Origin of the sequence: Vibrio sp. 10N.222.51.C5, assembly GCF_041474575.1 — a bacterium.
Taxonomy (GTDB): Bacteria; Pseudomonadota; Gammaproteobacteria; order Enterobacterales; family Vibrionaceae; genus Vibrio; species Vibrio crassostreae_C.
Genome location: NZ_JBFRUJ010000017.1, coordinates 21638 through 47102 on the forward strand (window position 1 = coordinate 21638; position 25465 = coordinate 47102).

The following is a 25465-nucleotide window of genomic DNA, read 5'->3' on the forward strand; positions in this document are numbered from 1 at the left end:
TTACTCGGGACCTTTTCACGTTAAGTTTCTGCATTCATGGCGGTTGTAGGGAAGCCAATCAGCATAGGGGATTTGAGGTATCAGGCTGTGGTCTTTATTGCCACTTGAATGTGCTGATATACCTTGTGTGTAACTTGTAATTTTTATGTGGCAGGATTGTAAGGTATGACGGGTTATTCTGCTAGGAAAAATAAATGCAGACAAAATATCTGTAAATTGTCCTTATGTTAGCCATAAATCAAGATTTGAACGTCGATAAAGACTATTGACTTTAACAATCTGTAGCACTTATTTTTCGTAAAAAAATACTCAATTCAAAAGATAATATGTAATGCAGGTCATAATGAACATTAAAGGTGTGAACGATAACTCAAGTTACACGTAAACAGTAAACGATAAATAAGGGAATTAACGAGTATTGATGTTTGACCTTTGAATAAGCCTAGCTTGAGTGTGAAAAGTGCATCACGCAAACGATTGGATGTCACAATTTTAACCTAACTATCCACTTTGTTAGCACGCAGAGTCATTATTCACAGTCTAGTTGAGCCGCAGAATGTGGATGTGTACTTGTTATGCCGGTGATAATAACTGGAGAAAACGTCTTTTGTTTACATTTTGCTCACTAAAACCTCGCTTGCTTACATCTCATTTGTAGAAACCTCCTCGAGTAGACCTCTCTCACGTAACGTTCACTTGTCTAAAATCGGCTTGTCTCAATCTCACTTAGTAAAGCAGACTCCTCCGCTTTAAAGCCCTGTTTTGGATGCCTGTTGATTCTAATTTTTCGTTCTGGGCTCAGAGTATCATTTGTTCATATCCAATTTGATCAATAACCCCCTGTTAATGTCCTATTCTTAATTTGGGCTAGGTAAATTACTTTCGGGAAGGGAGTCGTTATAAAAATGATAAATATGTCAATTAGATGGCGTCTTATTTTTCTTTCCACGGTTTCTGTACTCATTATGTTCGGGTTTACAGTGAATGAAGTGCTTAAGAACGATGAGAAGATGAATCACCTTGAAACAACGCGTATTAAGGTCGAAGCGCTTCAATTTTTTAATACGGTTTCAAGTGATGCTTATCGATGGTTGGTGCTGTCTAATGATTCCCCTGAGAAAGGTCAGTTGCTTTTAACACTGCAATCAGAACTGGATAGACTGACTCAGTATGGAATGCGACTTCAACGGTTCGACAGCAATTGGAGTATTGACCCTCAGTTAGCTGAATTGAAAAAGTTGTTGATGATCCTAGCTAGTACACCTGAAACGACAGACAGCAGAAAATTGACAGAGCGCGCTTTCGACTTGTTAAAAGACGTGCTGATGGAGCTGTCCGAATATCGCATGGCTTTAGTCGATGGCAATATTGGTCAAGCGGAAGCGATGTTTATCAATCTTACGCATTATGTGTTTTGGACTCAGAGAGAAGCGTGGTTAAGCTTCAGTTTGTATCGCTCGCCCGAGCTAAGAAATCAATATTTATTGAGCTATGTAGGTGCGCTAGAGAGGCAGCAACAGTTGCTTGATACATTTTTCCGCTCTGATACTCGTTCACCTGAAATTAGGCAACTGCTAAACGCGGTCGCCAAAGATGATTTTCAAGACAAATTTATATCTCGAATCCTCAAAGGGGACTTTTCATCACCCGAAATATATCAACACTTGAAAAGCTTAGAGGTTAAAAAACGGGCTATTTCAAACGCGATTGGCGCTTACACCAATCAAATACAGTTTGAACTGACCAAGAATATCGCGTTGCAGAAAAGGCAAACTTTGGTCATGACGTTGCTTATACTCATCGCTTCTGGTGTTTTGATGTGGCTTGGGGTTGCGACATCTCTGCGCTTAAACAGAAACCTGTCGATTATCTTGAAAGGTGTGTCTGAATGCGCTGATAGCTACGGCCAGCCAAAGGTGATTTGTATCCAAGGGAACGATGAGCTTGCCGAGTTCACTGAAACCCTAAATCGAGTGATGGAACGCAACTATCTGCACAACAAAGAGTTGATAACAGCAAAAGAAGACGCGATTTCGGCTAACAAAGCCAAAAGCGCATTCTTAGCAAATATGTCACATGAAATACGCACGCCACTTAACGGGATCATTGGCATGGCTGAGATCTTATCTCAAAGCCAACTGAGCCCAAATCAACAAGAAGTACTGGGGGATATCGAATCGTCCTCTCACTCTTTACTGGTGCTGCTGAATGACATACTCGACCTGTCTAAAATCGAGTCGGGTAACTTGATGTTGTCACCACACAATGCTGATTTGCGAGAAGCGGTTTATGACTCTGTGAGTGTGATTCAGTCGAAAGCGATAAGTAAGGATATTGAGCTCGACATCAATATCGATTATCAAACGCCGTCACAACTGTTTTTCGATGAGTACCGCGTGAGACAGGTGCTGACCAATCTGCTTTCTAATGCCATCAAATTTACGTCTAAGGGCACAATTACAACTGACATTGCTTATACACCTATGTCTATGGGCAGGGGCAAGCTTGAATGCAGCGTGTCTGATACCGGGATTGGGATTGAGCCCGAGAAGTTAGAGTCCATATTTGAACCTTTCACTCAAGAAGATGGCAGCATTACCCGTCAATTTGGTGGTACGGGGTTAGGGCTTGCGATTTGTCGACAGCTTGTTGATTTGATGGGTGGTTACATTACCGCGCGTTCAGTGAAAGGAGAGGGCTCTACATTCACTTTTTGTTTGTATGTCGATGTTGTAGAAGCGCCTGTTCAAACTTTCGATAACCTGAGCCGAGCGACCATCATCTCGAACTCTTTCAATTACCTCGATCAGCTCGTTAAAGAGTGTGAGCGTTTGAATGTTCGAGCCAATGTGGTGTCATCCATTGCTGCCCTTAGTGAAAGTGTAAAAGAAAGTGACTTCATACTTTATTGTCATACCTTGCACCACTCTATGGAAAAAGATCTTGCGACGTTGAAGGTGATATATCCTCTTGCTCGCGTCATCGTTTGTCAGCATCACCTATTTAAAACCAACCTAATCAGAGAAACGGTCCACTCGACTCATACCTTGCCATTCTTGGGCCGACGTTTCTTAACCAGCTTACAATCTCTCGATGTGGGCGAAGAGCAAACGCCTCAAGTGGAAGCAAAAGATGAAGAAGTTCGCTCTCTGAATCGACGCATTTTGATCGTTGAAGACAATCTGATGAATCAAAAAATAGCGAGCTTCTTCCTTGAGCAAGCGGGTTATGAATATTTGATTGCCAGTAATGGCCAAGAAGCGGTGGATGTCATCACCCAAGGAGCTCAGTTTGATGCGGTCTTAATGGACTGCATGATGCCTGTTATGGATGGTATAACGGCGACTCGTGCGATTCGTCAGTGGGAAGCCGATCAACAAGTCACACCATTACCCATCATAGCTTTAACCGCCAGTGTTCTAGAAGAAGACATCAAAGATTGTTTTGAAGCCGGTATGAACGCCTACTTACCTAAACCCTATAAATCTCACCAGCTGTACGATCTTTTCAGTAGCCTTGATATTGTCTAGGGCTCCCGTATCAAGGCTAGCGCGGCGCTACTTAACGAACTTCCAATCCAAGGTTGTATTGTGCAAGGCAACGACCGACATAGCTGATGTTCAGCAAGGCTGCGACTAAGATGGTGCTGATATGGGCGACGATTTGAATTGGCAGTGAGAAGTGATCGGCCATTGGATAAGCAACAATAATACTGAGAAGCATAAGCAAGGTTGTGATAGCTAGACTGAAGTTTGAAACAGAAAGCAGAGTTTGAAAGCGTTGAGTCATCGTCTTCATATTGAATTCCTAATTGCTATTAATAATTATGATACTTGTTATTAATATCAATTAGCGTTCCAGTTTTAATTTACATTTAAAATCATAATCTTATGTAATTTCGCTTGTTTTTAGAGTCTAAGTGACACGTACGAATTGCAGGTCTTTATGACTTGATCGTGTTTCTTTACCATTGTCTAAACCCACAAGTATCGATGTGGAATCGAACACCTGAATATAAACCAAGCCCAACATTATTTTTTTGCCCGAATTCCGAATGAATATTTTTAAGTTTCACGTGTAGATCTTCGCGAGTAATGTCATTTGCAGGCACTAGGTCTAAGGCACAAAACTCTAAGTGCTTACTTCGCAGTGCACCACCAGCTTGTTGATTGTAGATATCGGTTCGCTCTCCAGATACTGGTATAACAACACCGATTTCAGGCTCAATATATTGTTGTATGTACTTCAGGGTATTGATCATGTTTGGCACATGTTTCTTATTTGGGAGGGTAAACAAGGTTGTATTACTCATTGCCCAATCCGTCCCTTGCAATAGAACGAGATGCAGAGGCATGCTCTGAGTAACGCCATTGTCCTTGAGTTGTTGTCCGATTGCTCTCACTTGGTCTTGAGCGTGATTGAGGAGCATCCAACCTCGAAATGCTGATCGGGTCGGAACCTTGTAGCCATGAACATCGACCACGAGATCGTCATAAGTGATTTCGGTTTGTTCGGTATAAAGTTTCTCAAATTTTTCAGGGTAAGGTTGTGTCGTTGATAACGCCAAGGTAATCAGAATACTTCCGTACATAAAGTCTCTCCATCGCTAGTGTACACTGGTTATTTAGTTTGATACTGCTGTTGAGTTTCATTCATTTTGCTTAGGTACGCTTAAGCCTAGACGGTTAGGTTTAGATGCTTAAGTATAGACGCTGGAGTTTAGGTAAAAAAAACCCACTACTAAGAGTGGGTTACTAACATTGTTACAAGTAAATTAGCGAGGTTAGATTACTTCTTACCTTGGATTTGCTTGTCTTCTTCTGTCAGTTCACGAATGCGACGGCTGATGTCACGGCGAGCTTTAGAAATCTCAGCGCTCTTGATGATGTGGTCATCAACACGGTCTTCGTAGTCAGCTTTCATATTTTTGATAATGCCTAGGATCTCGTCGTGAGTCATCTCTGGCTTGATGTAATCAAGTAGGTTATCAAGAAGGTCGACACGCTTACGGTTGTCACGAACTTTCTTTTCGTTGTCTAAAAGTTCACGCTTAAGTTTGTTCTTACGTCGTGCTTGGTTAACAATTTCAAATACGCTGCTCATAGATTCCTTTTCCTATTCGTCAAATACGTTGTCTGCTTCTGATTAAAGCACATCAATTGATGATGTAACAGTCTTTAGATCAAAGCAAAAGTAAGGTTGTTTAATTATTCGTCACTCTCGCTGATGTGTGATTGTTTTTATCTTACCGTTCAAGTTAGTATCCCATGTAGATACTGCATTGATACGAAATGTGAAATGAATCAACAACAATTGGAAAACGAAGAATTGGACGAGAATGTCACTGAATCTTCAGCAGAACAAAACAAGCTTCGTGATGCGTATGTACAAGAGCGTACTTATTTGGAAGTCGTGGAAATAGAGCTAAACCGTTCTAAGATCATAATGATTGATGAACAGGGCAGAAAGAAACGAGTACCAATTTTGTCTGAACACTAGTTACTGCATTGTTAGGTGTTGAGATGGAATTATCAAAATAATAAAAAGGAAAAACGATGAACACAGTACTTTCCCCAATTGAAGCGAGAATTATCGGTTGTTTGATCGAGAAAGAAGTCACTACTCCCGATCATTACCCACTGACACTGAACAGTTTAACCACGGCATGCAATCAAAAGAGTAACCGTGAACCTGTTCTCTCTCTTTCTGAGTCAGATGTTTTAGATGCAGTTGATGGTTTAATCGGACGTCGCATGGTGAGTGATGAGAGCAGCTTCAATAGCCGTGTTAATAAGTATCAGCATCGTTTCTGCAACACTGAGTTCGGCGATCTGCAATTTACAGAGCAAGAGCGTGCAATCATCTGCTGTATGTTACTGCGCGGTGCGCAAACACCCGGTGAACTTCGTACTCGAACGGGTCGCCTTGCAAACTTTAGTGATGTGAAAGAAGTAGAAGCAACATTAGACAAACTCGCTGCAAGAGAAGCAGGTGCCTTGGTTGTGAAGCTGCCACGCGAAGCGGGTAAACGTGAATCACGCTACCAGCATTTGTTGAGCGGTGAAGTGGACGTTGAAGCGTTTGCGATGGCATCAGTAAGCGCGGCTGCCCCCTCTGCAACGAGTGAAAAGTTTGAAGAGCTTGAGTCTGAAGTTGCAAGCCTACGAGCAGAAGTGGCAGAGCTTAAGGCTCTGGTTGAATCACTGCTTTAAATGTCAGATGCTGATAAAAATGCGGATTGGGTCGTGTACTTGATCCGCAATCGTCACAATGCCCTTTATTGTGGCGTGACGAACAATCTAGAACGTCGATTTGAACAACATCAAACCGGTAAAGGCGCCAAAGCTTTAAAAGGTAAAGGCCCACTTAAGCTGGTTTGGAGCTTTGGTGTTGGCTCAAAAAGTGAGGCGTTGAAAACCGAATACGCGATCAAGCAGTTGCCCAAATCCCGCAAAGAAAAACTGGTATCACTCAAACTGATCATTGAGTGGCAAAAAGACAAAATTCAATATATCGAAGTCTCATAATTCATAGCTAAAATGTTTGTTATTGATTAAATCTTAATAGTGTAAGGAGCTATATCGGCTCTAGCTAAGCTTATGAATTTAAATGGTAATTACTCTTACCGTGAATGGGCTGAAATCATAATTTAACTCGTTGTTCTTAATCTCCATTCCAAATTAACATATTGCTCATTTAGAATGTCGTTCTAATTAGTGTTAGACGCTATCATTTATCATCGTTGTCCTACATAATATCCATTAGCCATACAAAGAGATGGTGTCATGCTAGGTTAAAAAATGAGCCAAAGTAGCTCATATAAAACGAGAAAAATATGAAACGTTTACTGATGTTGTTTGGACTTGCCGTATTTTCTGCGTCCGCTCTTTCCCATGGTACTCATGTCCTCAATAGGTACTGGGAATACCAAGATTATCTTTCCACTTTTCCAGAACAAAGAGCATTGACCGATAAAATGGTCGAGGCTGTACAAAATCACCCTGTGCCACTGAGAAGAATCCAAGACGAACCAATTACGATTTCCGTGGTGTATCCGGGCCAACAGATCTCGGATTACTGGGTTCGTAATATTCAAGCTTTTGAGAAGCGTCTCGATAGGCTGAAGATCCGCTACCAAATAAATCAAGTATTTACCCGTATTAATGCCGATCTCGCGCAGCAGAGTATTTCGTTGCAAGAAGCGATTGAAAACAAGACGGATTATTTGATTTTCACGCTAGATACCACGCGCCACCGCAAGTTTATCGAGCACGTGTTGACCTCTACAGACACCAAACTGATTCTTCAAAATATCACGACGCCAGTGCGAGCTTGGGCAGATAGACAGCCATTTATGTATGTGGGTTTTGACCATGCGACAGGCAGCTTAAAACTGGCGGACTATTTTAAACAAGTAAGTCCGCCAGACAGTAAGTATTCTGTTTTGTATTACTCACAAGGCTATATCAGTGATGCGCGTGGAGATACTTTTATCCATGAAGTGAATACGGTTACCAACTTTACCCTTAAGTCTTCGTTTTACACAAAATCAAACAAAGACAGTGGCTACCAAGCGGCTAAAATCAGCATAGAGAACGATAAGGATCTAGACTTTATCTATGCATGTTCAACGGATGTCGCTCTCGGTGCAATGGAAGCGATTCGTGAATCGGGCCAAGACATCTTAGTGAATGGTTGGGGAGGCGGCTCTGCTGAACTTGAAGCCATTGCAAGGGGCGACCTAGATGTTACTGTCATGCGTATGAACGATGATACAGGCATTGCAATGGCAGAGGCGATCAAGTGGGATCTAGCCGGTTTGGAAGTGCCTACCGTTTACTCTGGTGAATTTGAAATTGTCACCAAGGAAGATTCCCCAGAACGTATTTCAGAACTTAAACAGCGAGCATTTAGGTACTCAGGTCACTAATGAAGAAAAGTTACGCCAGTACACCTAGAAACACTTTAGCTAGACTCATTACGCGTATCGTTATTTTGGTGATAGGCGTGATGGCACTTGGCGTGCTTATTCATAATTATGAAACCAGCAGTAATATCGTACAGCAAGAGACGAATCGAACGGTACAGCAAACCTCAAGCCTGATCCAAAACATGTTTGATTATCGTTTGTCGGTGCTGCAAATCCATCAAGACAGTAGCTCACACAGTGAAACTCTCAGAGAGTACTTTGATACGGGTAATGACGAGACTCTGAGCTACTTTTTCTTTGGTGTTGACCAACGTGAACCGGATCATGCACCAGATTTACGCTTTGTCTCAACCCACGATGGTTTGGCTTGGGAAGACGGCAACAGTCAATTTTATGGTTTGGATGAGTCCAACTTAAAGCATATTTCTGATGAGGTTTCGTTCAGCAGTAATTGGCATTTTATTAAACTGAGGACAGATATAGGTAAGCGTCACTTGTTGGCTCGCCGTACCCCTATTGTTGATAACGCTACTGGGGAAGTCCTTGGTCAACTCTATATCGCCATTGTGCTTGACAACAACTTCTCTTTGGCTGAATCAATCCAACAGGGCAGTAATAGCGAAAATATCGTGATTGAAGCGCACGGTACACCGGTGACATCGACATTCAGTGGTGATGAAAGCTACACCATTACTGACATCCTCAATTACCAAATGTACGAACAGTTGCCGCGTCATTTCGTTACCATCGCAACCATTAAGATTAATGCTGTTGAAACTCCTTTAATCATTCGAGCTGTTCAAAAAAATAATAATTTCATTGCGTTAGAAGAGAATTATCAGCGTGCGATCATCGTGGTGATTGTGGTGATCATATTGATGTCTTTTTTTGCTCGAACTTGGATTCAAAAGAGAGTCTCAGCCGAGCTTGATAAGCTAATGGACTTTACTCGTTCGGCAAGTGCTAGCGAAAAGTACAACAAGTTCGATGGCTCTAACATTTTCGAATTTCATCATATTGGTTGTACTCTTGAAGACACCTTTGAGCGCTTATCTGAACAGAATCAAAAATTCCAAGATCTCTTTAACTTTGCTCATTCGCCTATCTTAGTTTGGTCTGAAAAAGGCGATTTGATTCAGATGAACCCCGCCGCTCGCATGGCGTTGTTCGATGCTGATGACAATTATGGTCCAATTGCCCAAGAGTTTGAGCAGCGAATGCTGCCTAATATTCAAATGGTGGTTCAGGGTTCTAAACTGACGGGTATTAACGTACCCATTGGTGAAAAGGTGTTTCGTTGGAACATGTCTGCTATTCGCGTGGAACACGGCATCACAGGAGTGGTGGTACAAGGGCAAGATATTACTAAGCTAATCGAGGCGGAAAGACAGGCTGATCGAGCAAGAGAAGAAGCTGAGCATCTTGCGAATGTGCGAGCAGACTTCTTAGCTAAGATGAGTCATGAGATTCGCACGCCGCTCAACGGTATTCTCGGTGTGTCTCAGCTGCTCAAGCGCTCTATGCACAATGAAGATAATCGCGAGCAGGTGGATGTACTGTGTAATAGTGCGGAACATTTACTGGCGGTACTTAACGATATCTTGGACTTCTCAAAGATTGAGCAAGGGCAGTTTAATATTCAAAAGAAAGACTTCCGTTTAGGGGAGTTAGTTAATACCTTAGACAGCATCTATCGACCGCTGTGTGAAGATAAATCCGTCGAATTTACCATTGTGAATCACTTGGTTGATGACATTGAAATCAATACCGACCAAGTACGCCTCAATCAGATCATGTTTAATCTGTTGAGTAATGCTTTTAAATTCACTCATCAAGGCGGTATCTCCGTCAGCTTTGAGCTCGAGAGTATCTTTAACTCCGATCACGCCAGCTTGATCGTTCGAGTGAAAGATTCTGGCATTGGTATTGATGAAAGCAAAATTGATGCTGTTTTTGAACCCTTTGTTCAAGCCGAAGAGACCACCACTCGTGAATATGGTGGCACTGGTTTAGGACTTACAATTGTAAAAAATCTGGTCGATATGCTGGAAGGGGACATTCAAGTCCGCAGCGTGATAGGTCAAGGCTCAGAGTTCACGATAGAAATTCCTGTAGTCGTACACGCCAAGCCGCTATTAGTCGATGCTAAGCAACAAGCTGAGGTTGAGCCAGAGGCGTTGTTTAGTCGACCTTTGAATGTGTTGCTGGTGGAAGACAATCACACCAACGCCTTTATTGCTCAGGCTTTCTGTAAGAAATATGGCATGGTCGTCACCTGGGTAAAAGATGGCTTAGAAGCGATTGAGATGGCTAAGACGATTACCTATGACTTGATCTTGATGGATAACCAACTCCCTAATCTCGGTGGTGTTGAAACCACTCAGCAGCTAAGAGGTGAGATTGGTGTGTCAGCCCCTATTTATGCGTGTACCGCTGATGCTCAAGAGTCAACTAGAGACAGCTTTATGGCCGCAGGGGCGAATTACGTGATTGTAAAGCCGATTAAAGAAGAGTCGCTCCACCAAGCGTTTGTTCATTTCAAAAACTCATACTGGAATGACACAGAGCACTAGGCTTTAACTTAGTGCTCTTTAATGGAGTCTGTTGAAGAGAAGTAACTAATTTTCTGCCTTTATATCGAGCCAGCGACAAAGGCTTGTTCCAATAGCAGCGTTTTCAACTCATCACTCATATCTAGGTGTTCAGGGAATTGGATACCTAGCAGCCAGCCTTGTCTTTGCCTTTTCTTACTTACCACCTTGTAGACAAGATCGTCATCTAAGTACTCATTTAAGTCAGAATTAACTTTTATCTTCCAGCCGACATCAATATCTGATTGCTGGGTAAGATAGATACCGCACCCTGACGCTGAAAAGTCGACTAGTGTGGCATCCAGCGACAAGGTATCAAAAGTGACTTCACAGCTGAGACGTACTTTATACCTTTCGTGTTCACGAATAGGCTTGCTTGCAAAGTTTGAGGGTGGGCGAAGGAAGATTAGATGTGCTGGAGAGGTGATATGAGCCAGTACATTGGTTTTGAACGCGACAATGTGCCCAAGTTCGGTGTCGGTAATCGCACGAACAATAATATCAACGTTTGTGAGCTTTCTCAGCGTCAGTGCTTCTGTCGCTTTTTGCGTAAGCTCTAGGATGAGGTACTGATCTTCTTTGTGTCCGATATAAAGTGTACTGATCTGGATTGAGTCGTCTGGGCCAAATTCCAATACACCTGCTGTTTTTGTACCTGGCTTTAGGTATCTGAACAGTTCTAAGTTTTTATCTTTATGCATATTCGTTACTGAACAATGTTAATCGTTTGATAAAATAATATAACGCCCTGATAAAACTATGTCATTAGTTTCATTGAAGTAATTAGCAGCGTACAACAAAAAAGTGAATCGCTATCTCAAGTAAACAACGGCTTACTCTTGTCGTAAAACAAGATACACTGCTGACAGATATATACTTGATGGAGAAATAGTAAATGGAACTGGAAACCTTATTGAATACTCTGGCTGAAACCCCAGAGGCCGTGCAATTTGAAGATACAATGCAAGTGATCGAAGCTCACTATGATTTTTCTGAGCGCGAATTTCGCAATGGTGAGGTAGTGAACGCTGCAGGGCAGAATAATGGTTCGTGTAAGATTTTTGCTTTTGGTTTAGAGCAAGGCCTATCAGCAGAGCAAACACTTGCTTGTTTTGGTCAATTTTATCGTAACGACGTGCTAGGTTTTCCTGAGAACAGCGACCATCAAAATATTCGTAACTTTATGGTTCATGGCTGGAATGGTATCCAGTTTTCTCAGCCTGCGCTGGTTGCAAAAGCGAAGTAGACACTAACCAGGTAACGATTAGGTCGAAATTTGATCTCAGTATTTTGAAGCGAGAAAACAACCTCTCGCTTTTTTTGTCTATGTTGAACTGGCTAGTAACTTGCTATCCAGTAACTTACTAAATGGGCTCTAAACTACTGAACGGGCAGGGCAGACAAGCACTTACGACACATACAAACTCCAGCCTTTGGAATATCGCTAGTATCTCGTTTTTCTAACTCAAAACACCAACACGTCTCTTTGCCCGCACTGATATCGCATTGAGCTGGCTCATTACACTGTGGACATTGGTGAGTCGAACTCGCGCCACTAAGATTATCCATAACCGACGTTTGCTCTTCTTCAGATAAGCCTTTCCAACCTATAATTTCATCCATTGTTCGAAAGCAGCCACTACACATTCCGCCATTATTTTTACAAGCCGCTCGGCAAGGTGTTTTCATTTCTCTAACCTGTGATTCATTTGGGCTGAAATGTAGCATATTTGTTTCTTCTTGAAGAGCCGTTAAGCTAAGAAATTACTCAGTTAAATTTAGAAATGACCTCGTAATTTTTAGGCTTTTCATGTAGCATCTCGCCCCTTTTGTTGAGTGGGGGGATATTATGTTTATTGGATTTGATTATGGAACAGCGAACTGTTCTGTCGCGGCGATGGTTAATGGAGAGCCAAGCCTGTTACCGCTAGAAGGTAACAACCACTATATTCCCTCAACCGTGTTTGCGCCTACTCGTGAGAGTGTTTCTGAACATCTATTCCGCCACTTGAATATCAAGCCGAGTGATGCGATCGGTGAGCAAGTACTACGACGTGCGATTGCGCTGAACAGAGAAGAGAGTATCGACTTAGTGCCAGAAGACATGGCATTTGGTCAGGCTGCGTTGGACTTATATTTAGAAGACCCTCGCGATGTTTATTATGTTAAGTCCCCTAAATCTTTCCTTGGCGCGAGTGGACTGCATGATGTGCAGGTGAGCTTTTTCGAAGATTTAGTGTGCGCCATGATGGCAAATATCAAGAATCAAGCCGAACTCACGACTCAAGAGCAGATCAAGCAAGCTGTTATCGGCCGACCAATTAACTTCCACGGTCGAGGTGGTGAAGAGGCGAACAGACAAGCTGAAGACATACTGTCTCGCGCAGCTAAGCGTGCCGGTTTCCTTGATATCGCTTTTCAATTTGAGCCCGTAGCCGCAGGCCTTGATTACGAAAGCACATTAACTGAAAACCAAACAGTATTGGTTGTTGATATTGGCGGTGGTACCACCGATTGCTCATTATTAGAAATGGGACCAACGTGGTCTGGTAAAGCGGATCGTACCCAGAGCTTGTTGGCACACAGTGGGCAAAGGGTAGGGGGGAATGACCTCGATATCTATCTTGCATTCAAACAACTGATGTCACCTTTTGGTATGGGCAGCAAAGGCATTTCGGGTATTGATATGCCACTGACTCAATTCTGGAACCCAATTGCGATTAATAATGTTGAAGCTCAAAAGAACTTCTATTCAAGAGAAAATCTAGCGGCATTAAAATTACTTCGTAAAGAAGCGTCAGAGCCTCAAAAGCTAGAACGTTTGATGAAGGTTTATCACGACACTTTGGGTTACGGTATTGTGCGTAGAGCGGAAGAGGCCAAGATTGCGCTGGCAGAATCCCCTCAATATCGTGCTGCGATTAATGTTGCCTCTGAACTAGTCGAGGTAGATATCTCAGTCGAACAGATGGTTGAAGCGATTGAAACACCAAAGTCTAAGATGATTGAGTTGGTTAAAGAAGCGATTCAACAAGGCCAGAAAAAGCCAGACGTAATCTACATGACGGGTGGTTCCGCTCGTTCACCGATACTTCGTGAAGCCGTACAACAAGCTGTGCCGAATGTACCGATTGTGAGTGGTAATTACTTCGGTTCAGTAACTGCAGGTTTAGCTCGTTGGGCTGAGGTTTGCTTCAAATAAGAGTTCAATGATGAGTTATGAAGGGCAACCAGTCGCTGATTGGTTGCCCTTTTTTTGTTTTTCTCTAATGAACTTTCTATTGAACGATTTTTCCTAGCTCATATTGGGATTTGTTTCACAAAGCTAAATATTTCAGCTGAGCTCTACGTGTTACAAAATGTTTCAAAGGCAAAGGCGAGCCTCTCGATGGTCTGATGAGTTACCTTGGGTTTAGATTTTTAATGCTTTTTTAGTGATTATAAAATCAAAAATAATCAAAGTATTTATCTCAAAGAATGAAAGGAGGTCCCAGCAATTGTCGTGTTAATCAACTGTTTTAAAGGGTATTTTTGTTTTTTATAGTGCGATTTTTTTTATTTTATATATTTTAATGCAACTTTCTTGTCATTCGTATATTAGGGTTTGCCTACTTGTTAAATGCAGGTAACAACTTCTCCGTAAGCACGAGGTTGTTAGTGAATAACTCACCCAGTTACATAATGGACATGACAAATGAATAAGAAACTTTTAGCGCTAGCAATTTCTGGTGCAGTATTTGGTACACAGGCAGTTGCAGTAGAACTTTACAACGAAGACGGCACAACATTCTCTGTTGGCGGCCACGTTTCAGTTGCAGTTGGTGATGTAAACAGCGATGACCGCCTTAACAGCGACGACATCGGTGTAGAAACTGTTTCTCCACGTATCAACTTCGGTGCAACTCATGAACTTGGTAACGGCTTTACTGCTGATGCTAAAGGTGAATGGGCGCTAAACATGCTAGACGGTGGTGATCAGTCATTCACAACTCGTCTTGGTTACGTTGGCCTTTCTCACGACGATTATGGCCGTGCAGCAGTAGGTACTCAATGGGCACCTTACTACAACGTTGCTGGTGTTGCAGATATGCCAATCGCATTCGCGAATGACTTCATCTACGACGATCACGGTAACCTAGGTACTGGTCGTGGCGAAGAGATGGTGAGTTACGGCAATGCTATCGATTTTGGTAACGCTGGTTCTCTAAACGTAGGTGTTGCATGGCAAGGCCGCAAGACTGATAAAGTTTCAGATACAAACACAAACAAATACGGTAACCGTGCTCAAATTGCATTGAACTACGCAATTGCTGATTTCACAGCAAACTACGCATACAACACTGGTGATGTTACATTTGGTAACATTGGCGGTGGTTCTAAAACCGCTGATTCTAACGTAGTGAGTGCTACTTACGGTTCTTACGGTTCTGAAGGTCTATTCTTAGCTGGTGTTTATGCTATGAATAACTACATGAACTCAAGCGCTGGTGTTGCTTTAGAAGAGACAGTTGCAGTTGAATTACTTGCTTCTTACGCACTTTCTAACAGCCTGAACTTAAGCGTTAACTACGAAGCGGTAGAAGACGACAAGAAGAGCGAAACAGTATTCTCTACAACAGCTCTACAAGCTGAATACAACTTCACATCTCAGTTCGTAGGCTTTGCTGGTTACCAGTTCGACCTACAAGGTTCTGGCGTGTACAAAGAAAAAGCTGACGACCAGTGGCTACTTGGTGCTCGTTACTACCTATAAGTCGCAGACTAATTTAGCATAGTGTTTACTCCTTAAACTTACCTTTTAGGATACTGTCCTAGACACCATGCTAAGCCCTCTCAAGCCTTTTGGTTTGAGAGGGCTTCTTTCGTTCTATACGTATCTGTTTTAGCTTTTCCTTCATGCTCCCCAACTATTCATTTTATCTACGTAGCTATGGCTCTTGTCATCAGTTCTTATATGTCGCGATCTTCGGATAAAAGTATTTAAATCATTTAATTGAGCTAAAGATCAGAATTTAGAGATCGGTAATCATCTTGTCGAAGACTCTCATTTTATGATGCGCTAAACTCTGTTCTCTAAAAATAGTTCAGGGATAAACTATGAGCAGTGTTGTCGATCAGGAACAGCTGATGAATTCGAGACGAACAGCAACCCCAACAAAAGTACTGTGTGTTGGGCGTAACTATGTCGATCACATTGAAGAACTTAACAACGCGATCCCTGACTCTATGGTGGTGTTTAATAAACCAAGCACCAGCGTGACTTCCTCTCTTTCTTCGTTTCATCAAGAAGCGCTGCACTACGAAGCAGAGATCTGTTTTATTGTTGAAAACGGTGAATACTCTGCTGTGGGATTCGGCTTAGACCTTACCAAGCGTGAGTTGCAAAGCAGTTTAAAAGCCAAAGGTTTACCTTGGGAGCGTGCCAAAGCCTTTGATGGTTCCGCTGTCTTTAGTCGCTTTGTTCCCGTTGATAATTTTGATCTCTCTGACTTAAACCTAGAATTATTTATTAACTGTGTTCGTGTTCAGAAAGGACATGTTGAGCAGATGCTTTACTCTCCAAAAACTATCCTAGAAGAGCTGTCTTCTTATACCACCTTACTAGACGGCGATGTTGTGATGACAGGTACGCCAAAAGGTGTTGGGGCCGTACATCGAGGCGATATCTTCCTTGGTCGCCTAAAGTGTGGCGATACGACATTGATTGAGATCGAATGGTTAGCAAGTTAATTAGTCTTTTCTATTTAGTTAATAAATTGGCTTTGTCGCTTAATGTTGGTTTTTAATTCGATTAAATAAACGTCGAACAACTGATTGCATCTGGAAGGGTGTTAATAATTGATATAAAATCCGCCTCCGTTTTTATCAATGCTGACCCTCATGATCGACTTAACCATTTTACCTGTCTACCTGACTGCCGTTGTTGCACTTCTTCTTTTACCTGGCCCTGATATGTTACTGATTGCGAGTTCAAGCATGAGCTATGGCCGTAAGGTCGGCGTGTTTGCAAGCCTAGGTAATGCGACTTCTGGAATCATTCTGACAGTATTAGCGGCCATGGGTGTATCAGCGTTGATCGCAATGAGCCCAATAGCGCTTAAAGCTCTCCATTTGTTAGGCGGCGCGTACTTGTTGAAGATGGGTTGGGATTGCCTGCGAACAGAGCAGGGTAATGCGCCGGAGTTAAACGATAATTTTGCTGCAAAAGCCTATTATCAACGAGCGCTGATCAGCAACCTGCTTAACCCTAAAGCCTTGGTATTTTTCGTGATGTTTTTACCTCAGTTTGTATCAACGAATATTGAAGCGACTTCGGGCGAGCAAATGTTAGTGCTTGGTTTGCTACTGAATGTCTTAGGTTTAACGTTCAATTTCTTACTAGTAGCGTTGGTCGGTACGATTGGTAAGTCTCTAGTCGAAAATGCTAAGTTTCGCACTTATCAGCAGAAAGTCATGGGCGGAGTTTTCATCGTGTTAGCTATCTGGATGTTGTCTTCTTTCTTTACTTCGTAGACGAATCAAATCAGACATCTTCTCGTGGTTAGCCGCTGAGACAAAAATGGACGCTACGAGCGTCCATTTTTTATATTTAACCGTTACATGTTGAACGCGCTAAATCGCTATGAATTCAACTCTTGTTGGTGTTGTTCAATCAGTTTCTCCATGTACTTCTCACCGCGCAGGCGAGTGTCTTCGTAGGTTTCTGTCCCTTCAAATTTTGTCACCGTCTCATAGTAGACCTTAACTTTTGGCTCAGTACCGGAAGGTCTTACGATAATGCGTGAACCATCTTCGAGATGATAGATGAGTACGTCACTTGCAGGCAGGTTAATGGCTTCAGTATTGCCTCCAATGACGAAGCGTAAAGAAGGCTGCAAATCTTCAATTACAGAGATAGCGACACCGTTGATTGCTTTAGGCTGTGCCGAGCGGAGCTTAGAACCAATCGATGGTGAATCTGGGTCAAGCGCGATACTGCGTTGTGCGTTGGTGTGTACACCATGTTCCAACGATACCTGAGCAAGAAGATCCCAGACCGTTCGACCTTGAGATTTGAGCTCTTCAATCAGTTGAGCGAAAACAACGATGGCAGACAGCCCATCCTTGTCCCGTACTTGAGTACCAATTGTGTAGCCTAGCGCTTCTTCATAGGCAAACAAGAACTCGTTCTGATCATCTTCTAATTGCATGCCAATATTCGCCAACCATTTAAAACCTGTCAGCGTTTGGAAATAAGTCGCACCATGAGATTGAGCCACTTTTTCAAGTAAGGTTGAAGATACGATACTGTTACCAACTAATTGGTTTTTGGTATGCGGCTTTGAGAGTAGATAATGAGCGAATAGCACGCCGACTTGGTCACCTGTTAGCATTTTGTAAGAGCCATCATCTGTTCTCACTGCAACCGCAAATCGGTCTGCATCTGGATCGTTGGCACAAGCAATGTCGGCATCGACACTTTTGGCTAGGTTAACCACCAGATCCATCGCGCCTTTTTCTTCCGGATTCGGGAAGTTGACGGTCGGGAAGTTACCATCGGGCTCTCTTTGTTCTGCAACGCTGAATACCTTATGGAAACCAGAATCATGAAGTAGATCCTCAGCCATTTGTGCGCCGACACCATGCATTGCGGTATAGGTGATGGTGGTGTTCGCCGATTCGATCTCTTTACTCACGTATGGGCTCTGATTGATCGCAGCGCGGTACGTTTGATAATAGCCTTCAGTCAACCACACCAACTTACCTTGTGTTTCAGCATCACTTAAGCTCATTAAAGGGAGCGGCTTAGTTGATGCGATATCGATTTCAGCGGCAATGCCTGCATCGTGAGGAGGAATGATTTGAGCGCCATTCTCCCAGTACACTTTGAAACCATTGTATTCCGGCGGGTTGTGACTGGCCGTCACCACAACAGCAGCGGCGGCGTTGAAGTGTTCAATGCCAAAGGCAACGATAGGGGTAGCCGCGACGTTAGAGGTTAGGTAAACCTTAATGCCTAAAGCCGTGAGTACGGAAGCGGTATCAATCGCGAACTGCTTTGAATCTAAACGGCCGTCATAACCGACGATCACACCGCGAATGGTCGCATTAGCGACATGTTCGATTAAGTAGTGGCCGAGTCCAGTTGCTGTTTCCTGTATGACTAAACGGTTCATTCGATTTGGCCCGCATCCAACTTTGCCTCTAAGTCCTGCTGTTCCGAACTCTAATCGTTGGGTAAAACGATCTTCAAGTTCGTCGTGCATTCCCTCATCGATGAGGTGTTGAAGTTCTTCACGAGTTCTTGGGTCTGGGTCTCTCGCTAACCAATTCATTGCATCTTGCATAATCACTAAACCTATTAATGTCTGTATGACTTACCGTTGATTTAATTTAAGTGATATTAATTCTCATTTCCATGGAGGCAATCGTAAAACTCGATATAAAATAAATTCCAACGGCAAGAGGGCACGTAGATTAAGCCACTTCAAATAATTGACTGTTTAGTAAGTAAACTTACCTTGAATAATTGGATATCACTAACTAGCCTTTTACATAAATATAACAAAATTTAACAAATTCGCCGTTTTTGAATCTTTCATGGAAACCTCCAACGCTTTTGAACCGTATTAGTTCTTGGGTTTATATGAGGTCAGTAGTCTGCTCACAGGCTAGTTCCATGTGAGTTGTAGATTGAGATTCAGCCTTTTCATGTGTAGCCGGAATAACAATGAATGTTGTCCAGTTCGCAACGACATTTAGGTCGCAAGTATCCAATTAGGAAGGACAAGGAGAGATCTTTTGAAAAGATTACTGGTTAGGCTAGCGTGGCTTTTGAAGAGTTTTGTTGTGCTTTTAGTATCGCCTTTAGTGCACGCTAGCAGTGATTACAACATGACTCAAGGCGTCACTGAGATCAGTGGTAAGGTGTATGAACTTCATATGCTGATCTTCTACATCTGTTGTGCGATTGCCTTTGTTGTTTTTGGTGTGATGTTTTATTCGATTTTGAGGCACAGGAAATCGAAGGGCGCAGTTGCTGCCCATTTTCACGAAAGCACGAAAGTCGAAATTCTTTGGACCATCATCCCTATCATCATTCTCATCGCTATGGCGATACCCGCCACCAAAACCTTAATAGCGATGGAAGATACCTCCCAATCAGATCTGACCGTTAAAATCACCGGGTCACAATGGAAATGGCATTACAGCTATTTTGGTGAAGACGTCGAATTTTTCAGCCTTCTAGCGACCAGTGACAAAGAGATTGAAGGCCTCGAAGTGAAAGGCGCGCATTACCTGCTAGAAGTTGATAAGCCGCTGGTACTGCCTGTTGACCGTAAAGTCCGTTTCTTGATGACTTCCGATGATGTGATTCACTCATGGTGGGTGCCAGCATTCGCCGTTAAGAAAGATACCATTCCGGGCTTTATTAATGAGGCTTGGACTAAGATAGATGAGCCTGGTGTTTACCGAGGGCAGTGTGCAGAGTTGTGTGGTCGTGCCCATGGTTTCATGCCGATCGTGGTGCATGCCATGGAAGAAGATGAGTTTGACGCATGGCTAGCGGAGCAGAAAGAGTTAGCGATAGCCGAACAACAAGCCGCAAAAGATGCATTAGATGCGTCACTTTCCTTGGCGGAGTTGAATACCATCGGTGAAGAGGTTTACAAAACTCGATGTGCGGTTTGTCACCAAGCAAACGGTGAGGGCATTCCTGGAGCATTCCCTGCCATCAAAGGAAGTCCTATTGCCCTTGGTGATGTGGATGTTCATATCGACACAATTGTTTATGGTCGTGGCGGTACGGCGATGCAAGCATTCGATAATCAGTTAACCGAGAAAGAGATCGCAGCGGTAGTAACTTATCAACGAAACGCTTGGGGTAATGATACCGGCGATATTGTTCAGGCCTCAGATATCAACGCTTATAAGGCGAAGCAAGAAGGCAGTTCTGAAAGCTCAACGGATGATGCACAAAATGATGCTAAGGATCAGTTATGAGTTCACCAATCAATAAGCCGGTGAAATCGGCTCCAGCAGAAGATCAAGTACTGAGCCATTCTGTGGAAGGCACCTTGGGCAATAATGATTTGCCTGTTGATGATCACGATTCTCATGCGGCACCTAAAGGCTGGGCTCGTTGGCTGTATTCAACCAATCATAAAGACATTGGTACACTTTATTTGTGGTTCAGCTTTGCAATGTTCTTAACGGGCGGCGCCATGGCGATGGTGATCCGTGCGGAGCTGTTCCAACCGGGTTTACAACTTGTTGAGCCAGATTTCTTCAATCAGATGACTACAGTCCATGGTTTAATCATGGTATTTGGTGCCGTAATGCCTGCATTTACGGGTTTGGCTAACTGGATGATTCCGATGATGATCGGTGCACCAGATATGGCACTGCCGAGAATGAACAACCTCAGTTTCTGGATCTTGCCTTTTGCGTTTCTAATCTTAATCGGATCTTTGTTTACAGAAGGGGGCGGCCCGAGCTTTGGTTGGACCTTTTATGCGCCACTCTCGACAACTTATGGGCCAGACAGTACCGCGCTATTCGTATTCTCAGTTCATATTATGGGGATCAGTTCGATCATGGGGGCGATTAACGTGATCGTAACCATAGTGAACATGCGCGCACCGGGCATGACTTGGTTCAAGCTACCGATGTTCGTATGGACTTGGTTAATTACCGCTTTCTTGCTGATAGCCGTGATGCCCGTGCTCGCGGGTGCGGTGACCATGGTACTGACTGACAAATATTTTGGGACTAGTTTCTTTGATGCCGCTGGTGGTGGTGATCCCGTCATGTTCCAGCACATATTCTGGTTCTTTGGGCACCCCGAAGTATACATCATGATCTTGCCGTCTTTTGGTATTGTCTCAGCCATCATCCCTGCATTCAGTGGTAAGCGCCTGTTTGGTTATCACTCGATGGTTTATGCGACCTGTAGTATCGCACTGTTGTCATTTTTGGTTTGGGCACACCACATGTTCACCACGGGTATGCCAGTATTTGCCGAACTGTTCTTCATGTATTGCACCATGTTGATAGCGGTGCCGACCGGTGTGAAAGTCTTCAACTGGGTAGCGACCATGTGGCGGGGTGCTTTGACCTTTGAAACACCAATGCTGTTTGCGATTGCCTTCATTGTTTTGTTTACGATTGGCGGGTTATCTGGATTGATGCTCGCTATCGTGCCAGCTGATTTCCAATACCACGATACTTATTTTGTTGTGGCTCACTTCCATTATGTTCTGGTAACCGGTGCCGTGTTCTCGATTATGGCTGCTGCCTATTATTGGCTGCCTAAGTGGACCGGACATATGTACGACCACAAGCTCAGCCTGTGGCATTTCTGGACGTCGGTGATTTCAGTTAATGTACTGTTTTTCCCGATGCACTTTTTAGGGTTAGCGGGTATGCCGCGTCGTATTCCTGATTATGCGATTCAGTTTGCTGACGTTAACCAAGTCGTGTCGATTGGTGGTTTTGCGTTTGGGTTGTCTCAGCTAATTTTCTTATGGCTAGCGATTAAGTGCGTAAGAGGGGGAGAGCCTGCGCCAAGTAAGCCTTGGGATAGAGCTGAAGGTCTTGAATGGACAGTACCAAGCCCTGCGCCTCACCACACCTTTACCCATCCGCCGAAAGTGGATTAGAGGGCAGAACCATGAGTGATAAGCAAAGCGATCCCAATCAAGATAAAAAACAACCTAAGCGCCTGTCTAATAAGCGATCGACCAAAAAGCTGACGGGCTACTTGGTGTTGAGCGTGGTTGCGATGTTTTGCTTCGGTTTCGCTTTGGTGCCGCTCTACGATGTCATGTGTGAGGCCTTAGGCATCAATGGCAAAACTAATACTGTTTCAGCGGTGCAACCTCAGGGAATGCAGCCAGACTACTCTCGTACGGTTCGAGTCGAATTCATGTCCCACATCAAGCCAGATATGCCATGGCAGTTTTCGCCTGAAGTTCGAGTGTTAGAGGTTCATCCTGGTGAGGTGGTTCAAACTAACTACATTGCCAAAAACCTTTCTGGAGCCTCATTGGTTGGCCAAGCCGTACCGTCGGTTTCTCCAGGTATGGGGGCAACCTACTTCAATAAGATGGAATGCTTTTGCTTTAATCAGCAGCCATTGGACGGGCACAAGAGCGCAGAAATGGGTTTGATATTTTACATTGAGCCAGATATTCCAGAATCGATACATACGCTGACGCTCTCTTACACATTATTCAATATCACGAATGAGGTGGGTGCTGCGGCCAATAAATCTGAGCCTAACGTACTCGCAAGTAACTAGGAATTTACAGAACCAGTATCAACATAAGGAGTTGAGCGATGAGTTCTAAAAAGGAAGTGTATTTCGTTCCACATCAAAGTCACTGGCCATTGGTGGGTGCTGTAGCACTGTTTTTGGTCGCGGTTGGCGCTGGCTTGACGGTGCAAAACATGGGTACCGACGCCGCAGGTGGTGTGTTTGGCAAAGCGGTGTTGTTAGTCGGGTTTGCTGTGCTGCTTTACATGCTCGCAGGTTGGTTTAGCAATGTGATCACAGAATCATTGAGTGGTCTCTATTCTGAGCAGATTTCTCGTTCTTTTAGACAAGGAATGAGTTGGTTCATCTTTTCCGAAATCATGTTCTTTGGCGCTTTCTTTGGCGCGCTTTTCTATGCTCGAATGATTTCTGTGCCTTGGATTGGTGGTGCGGGCAATAATGAAATGACCCATGAAGTATTGTGGCCGATGTTCCAATCAATTTGGCCACTAACGACGACCCCTGATGGCGTAACGACACAAGCCATGCCTTGGCAAGGTATCCCGCTTAAGAACACCATTATTCTGCTGCTTTCCTCTGTGACGCTGCACATGGCACATATCAGTCTTGAACAAAATAAGCGTATGGCTTTGATCGTGTGGTTGGAGATAACCATTGTTCTGGCTGGCTTCTTCCTGTTCTTCCAAGTTGAAGAGTATCTTCACGCTTATCAAGAGATGGGGCTGACACTTCAGTCTGGCATCTACGGTAATACCTTCTTTTTGCTTACTGGGTTTCATGGCTTACATGTCTGTTTAGGGACGATCTTTTTGATTGTGTTGCTGGCAAGGGTTGCGAAAGACCACTTCACTCCGAAAGACCACTTTGCGTTCCAAGCGGGCAGTTGGTATTGGCACTTTGTTGATGTGGTTTGGTTAGGCCTGTTTGTATTTGTCTATGTGCTTTAACTGCTTAGCCTATCGGGGATTAATAGGGGCGAGGGTTAGGAGTTATCACTCCTGATCCCAAAGCAAGTAATAAAAGTAGCACGACAACGGCTGACCACATGACACGACGCCCCAAGAAGTGACTGAGCCTTTTTCCATTGTGTTTGCCCGAGGTGATTTGGATTAGGCCTTTCATCAAATTGAAAGCGATAAAAAACAGCAAAGCGACCAAGACGACTTTAAATAACAGAACAAAGGTAGATGACGCCATAGTGATAACTCCAAACCGATTGATTGATGATGAACACAAGTTCCGCAGTAAAGGTTTTTGGATAGCGGTTGTTTTAACTGTGGTTTCAGTCGGCGCTTTAATCAAGTTAGGTTTGTGGCAACTCGATCGTGGTAACGAGAAATTACGTTATGAACAGCAATTAGCTGAGAGAGCACATCTCTCGTCACAACCTTTAGGTGTCGTTATTTCTGAGTTGCGAGAGCTGGATTTATCTGGTCAAGAGTCATTAAATCCTCAAACCCTAAACGGGTTAAAGGCTGATGTTGAATTAGTCAATACGAGCGGCTTGATGCTCTTGTTAGACAACCAGATAAGCCAAGGAACGGTAGGGTATGTGATTTACATGTTGGGTGAGGTTCGCTTTGAAGATGGAAACCAGTCCTTAGTGGCTGAAAAACAGTTGTTGATCGATCTTGGGTTTGTTCCGGCAAGTAATGACAGAAGAGAACTACCGCAATTAGGAAGTATCACTGTACCAACCAAAATGTCAGGGCGCTTGTATACACGCTCAATTAATCCTTTAAGTCATGAGTTGGGTTTAGAAAATACGACACCGAATAGAATCCAAAACCTAAACATAGCAGCGTTATCACAGTATACAGGAAAAGAAGTGCTGCCCTTTGTCTTCCAACCTCAGAGTTTAGATTCATGGCCCTATGAAATGTTATGGCGTCCAACGGCGATGAGGTCTGAGAAGCATTTTGGTTACTCATTTCAATGGTTTGTTATGGCTGCGGTACTTTTGTTTTTGATGTTGTTGATTGGCTATCAGTACCTAAAAGCAACACCTATCACGAGGAATAAGGATGGATAAATCTCAAGCACAAGTGAACAGGGAAATTACCGAGGCAAACATGGCTGAGCTCAGAAGCCGTCGTACTAAAGGACGCTTGGTATTAATCGGACTCGTTTTAATTTTCGCTTTGCCAGCCATTATCGCCAAAACTGTGTTGGATCAGAATTGGTATACGTCAGGTGTCACTAACTCAGGCGAATTGGTAGAACCAAGAATTACACTAGCGGATTTTGGCGTAACGGTACCCATGGCAGGAGAGGGTTGGGTTGTGGGGTATATCGCACCGATGGAGTGCGAAAGCTTGTGTGAACAACAGCTTCATTATTTGAATCAAAGCTACTTAGCGTTAGGGAAAAACAAAGAGCGAGTGACCGCCGTTGTTTTCGTCTCAGAAGGTAACTCGTTGTCGGGTTCGCTCAACAAGCCTGATTTATCTTTGTTAGCTGGTGGTGATCAGTTAAGCACCGAGTTTTCGCCGGCTTCCATTGTCATTATTGACCCGCTAGGACAGTTGGTTATGGAGTACAAAAGCGTGTCGGAACCGTCGCAGTTAGTCGGGCAATCCAAAGGTATGATTCATGATTTAAGAAAGCTACTTAAGCTGTCACGAGTTGGGTAGTTGATGGCGCAAATGCTTGAGCTTAAGCAGCGAAAGGGAATAAGTATAGGGA

General features: G+C 43.5%; 24 protein-coding genes. 17 read left to right on the forward strand and 7 right to left on the reverse strand.

The window, feature by feature from the left end; translation table 11 throughout:
- Positions 1 to 965 precede the first annotated feature (965 nt).
- Complete coding sequence (locus AB4558_RS06370) at positions 966 to 3530, forward strand: ATP-binding protein (protein WP_372073584.1); 2565 nt, start codon at positions 966 to 968, stop codon at positions 3528 to 3530.
- Positions 3531 to 3561: 31 nt separating this feature from the next.
- Here AB4558_RS06370 and AB4558_RS06375 read toward each other — a convergent pair whose 3' ends face one another.
- The 3 genes from AB4558_RS06375 to AB4558_RS06385 all read right to left on the reverse strand — a co-directional run bounded on the left by AB4558_RS06375 (position 3562) and on the right by AB4558_RS06385 (position 5103).
- Positions 3562 to 3798, reverse strand: coding sequence for a hypothetical protein (locus AB4558_RS06375; RefSeq protein ID WP_017061772.1), 237 nt, complete (start codon positions 3796 to 3798; stop codon positions 3562 to 3564).
- Between the two features lie 166 nt (positions 3799 to 3964).
- Positions 3965 to 4591 carry a D-Ala-D-Ala carboxypeptidase family metallohydrolase gene (locus AB4558_RS06380; protein ID WP_372073555.1) on the reverse strand — a complete coding sequence of 209 codons (627 nt, stop codon included), beginning with the start codon at positions 4589 to 4591 and terminating at the stop codon, positions 3965 to 3967.
- Between the two features lie 197 nt (positions 4592 to 4788).
- Complete coding sequence (locus tag AB4558_RS06385; RefSeq protein WP_004742367.1) at positions 4789 to 5103, reverse strand: DUF496 family protein; 315 nt, start codon at positions 5101 to 5103, stop codon at positions 4789 to 4791.
- 195 nt (positions 5104 to 5298) lie between these two features.
- On the opposite strand from AB4558_RS06385, the gene AB4558_RS06390 reads away from it, so the two are divergent.
- The 5 genes from AB4558_RS06390 (at position 5299) to luxQ (ending at position 10503) form a co-directional block, all read left to right on the forward strand.
- The gene (locus tag AB4558_RS06390; RefSeq protein ID WP_017061770.1) at positions 5299 to 5499 is read left to right on the forward strand and encodes a hypothetical protein; all 201 of its coding nucleotides are present in this window, start codon (positions 5299 to 5301) and stop codon (positions 5497 to 5499) included.
- Between the two features lie 56 nt (positions 5500 to 5555).
- Positions 5556 to 6212 (forward strand): YceH family protein, encoded by a 657-nt coding sequence (locus tag AB4558_RS06395; RefSeq protein WP_017061769.1) that lies wholly within the window; start codon positions 5556 to 5558, stop codon positions 6210 to 6212.
- Positions 6213 to 6527 carry a GIY-YIG nuclease family protein gene (locus AB4558_RS06400; RefSeq protein WP_017061768.1) on the forward strand — a complete coding sequence of 105 codons (315 nt, stop codon included), beginning with the start codon at positions 6213 to 6215 and terminating at the stop codon, positions 6525 to 6527.
- A 308-nt stretch (positions 6528 to 6835) separates the two neighbouring features.
- The gene (locus AB4558_RS06405) at positions 6836 to 7930 is read left to right on the forward strand and encodes an autoinducer 2-binding periplasmic protein LuxP (protein ID WP_029235787.1); all 1095 of its coding nucleotides are present in this window, start codon (positions 6836 to 6838) and stop codon (positions 7928 to 7930) included.
- A complete protein-coding gene (gene luxQ / locus AB4558_RS06410; protein ID WP_137001353.1) occupies positions 7930 to 10503 on the forward strand; it encodes a quorum-sensing autoinducer 2 sensor kinase/phosphatase LuxQ in 2574 nt (857 codons plus the stop codon). The genes AB4558_RS06405 and luxQ overlap by 1 nt, the downstream gene beginning before the upstream one ends.
- Before the next feature lie 59 nt (positions 10504 to 10562).
- On the opposite strand, the gene AB4558_RS06415 is transcribed toward luxQ, so the two are convergent.
- Positions 10563 to 11222 (reverse strand): PilZ domain-containing protein, encoded by a 660-nt coding sequence (locus tag AB4558_RS06415; RefSeq protein WP_017064847.1) that lies wholly within the window; start codon positions 11220 to 11222, stop codon positions 10563 to 10565.
- A gap of 194 nt (positions 11223 to 11416) precedes the next feature.
- Here AB4558_RS06415 and AB4558_RS06420 point away from each other — a divergent pair, with 194 nt between their 5' ends.
- Positions 11417 to 11767, forward strand: a complete 351-nt coding sequence (locus AB4558_RS06420; RefSeq protein ID WP_102397945.1) for a HopJ type III effector protein — start codon at positions 11417 to 11419, stop codon at positions 11765 to 11767.
- A gap of 134 nt (positions 11768 to 11901) precedes the next feature.
- Here AB4558_RS06420 and AB4558_RS06425 read toward each other — a convergent pair whose 3' ends face one another.
- Positions 11902 to 12210, reverse strand: coding sequence for a DUF1289 domain-containing protein (locus tag AB4558_RS06425; protein WP_080582242.1), 309 nt, complete (start codon positions 12208 to 12210; stop codon positions 11902 to 11904).
- A 160-nt stretch (positions 12211 to 12370) separates the two neighbouring features.
- Between AB4558_RS06425 and yegD the strand changes: the two genes are divergently transcribed.
- From yegD to AB4558_RS06445, 4 genes are all read left to right on the forward strand, one after another.
- Positions 12371 to 13723 (forward strand): molecular chaperone, encoded by a 1353-nt coding sequence (yegD, locus tag AB4558_RS06430; RefSeq protein ID WP_017064846.1) that lies wholly within the window; start codon positions 12371 to 12373, stop codon positions 13721 to 13723.
- 492 nt (positions 13724 to 14215) lie between these two features.
- Positions 14216 to 15274, forward strand: coding sequence for a porin (locus AB4558_RS06435; RefSeq protein ID WP_372073557.1), 1059 nt, complete (start codon positions 14216 to 14218; stop codon positions 15272 to 15274).
- Positions 15275 to 15618: 344 nt separating this feature from the next.
- The gene (locus AB4558_RS06440) at positions 15619 to 16251 is read left to right on the forward strand and encodes a fumarylacetoacetate hydrolase family protein (RefSeq protein WP_372073559.1); all 633 of its coding nucleotides are present in this window, start codon (positions 15619 to 15621) and stop codon (positions 16249 to 16251) included.
- A 150-nt stretch (positions 16252 to 16401) separates the two neighbouring features.
- Entirely contained in the window at positions 16402 to 17034 is a 633-nt protein-coding gene (locus tag AB4558_RS06445; RefSeq protein WP_017061759.1) for a LysE family translocator, read from the forward strand.
- Positions 17035 to 17141: 107 nt separating this feature from the next.
- Here AB4558_RS06445 and AB4558_RS06450 read toward each other — a convergent pair whose 3' ends face one another.
- Positions 17142 to 18848, reverse strand: a complete 1707-nt coding sequence (locus AB4558_RS06450; RefSeq protein ID WP_372073560.1) for a phospho-sugar mutase — start codon at positions 18846 to 18848, stop codon at positions 17142 to 17144.
- Between the two features lie 454 nt (positions 18849 to 19302).
- On the opposite strand from AB4558_RS06450, the gene coxB reads away from it, so the two are divergent.
- The 4 genes from coxB to AB4558_RS06470 are packed head-to-tail and all read left to right on the forward strand — an operon-like array spanning position 19303 to position 23727.
- On the forward strand, positions 19303 to 20505 hold the full coding sequence (coxB, locus tag AB4558_RS06455) for a cytochrome c oxidase subunit II (protein WP_017061757.1): 1203 nt from the start codon (positions 19303 to 19305) through the stop codon (positions 20503 to 20505).
- Positions 20502 to 22163: a cytochrome c oxidase subunit I gene (ctaD, locus tag AB4558_RS06460; RefSeq protein ID WP_048612910.1), complete on the forward strand. Its 1662-nt coding sequence runs from the start codon at positions 20502 to 20504 to the stop codon at positions 22161 to 22163. The genes coxB and ctaD overlap by 4 nt, the downstream gene beginning before the upstream one ends.
- Before the next feature lie 11 nt (positions 22164 to 22174).
- Positions 22175 to 22804 carry a cytochrome c oxidase assembly protein gene (locus AB4558_RS06465; protein WP_017064839.1) on the forward strand — a complete coding sequence of 210 codons (630 nt, stop codon included), beginning with the start codon at positions 22175 to 22177 and terminating at the stop codon, positions 22802 to 22804.
- A gap of 38 nt (positions 22805 to 22842) precedes the next feature.
- Entirely contained in the window at positions 22843 to 23727 is an 885-nt protein-coding gene (locus tag AB4558_RS06470) for a cytochrome c oxidase subunit 3 (RefSeq protein WP_009845661.1), read from the forward strand.
- A 19-nt stretch (positions 23728 to 23746) separates the two neighbouring features.
- Here the strand turns inward: AB4558_RS06470 and AB4558_RS06475 are convergent, their stop codons facing one another.
- On the reverse strand, positions 23747 to 23977 hold the full coding sequence (locus AB4558_RS06475) for a DUF2909 family protein (RefSeq protein WP_371725192.1): 231 nt from the start codon (positions 23975 to 23977) through the stop codon (positions 23747 to 23749).
- Here AB4558_RS06475 and AB4558_RS06480 point away from each other — a divergent pair.
- Together AB4558_RS06480 and AB4558_RS06485 are read left to right on the forward strand one after the other, a co-directional pair.
- Entirely contained in the window at positions 23865 to 24812 is a 948-nt protein-coding gene (locus AB4558_RS06480; RefSeq protein WP_372073563.1) for an SURF1 family protein, read from the forward strand. The genes AB4558_RS06475 and AB4558_RS06480 overlap by 113 nt on opposite strands.
- Positions 24805 to 25413: a hypothetical protein gene (locus tag AB4558_RS06485; protein WP_017061753.1), complete on the forward strand. Its 609-nt coding sequence runs from the start codon at positions 24805 to 24807 to the stop codon at positions 25411 to 25413. The genes AB4558_RS06480 and AB4558_RS06485 overlap by 8 nt, the downstream gene beginning before the upstream one ends.
- The last annotated feature ends 52 nt before the right edge of the window (positions 25414 to 25465 follow it).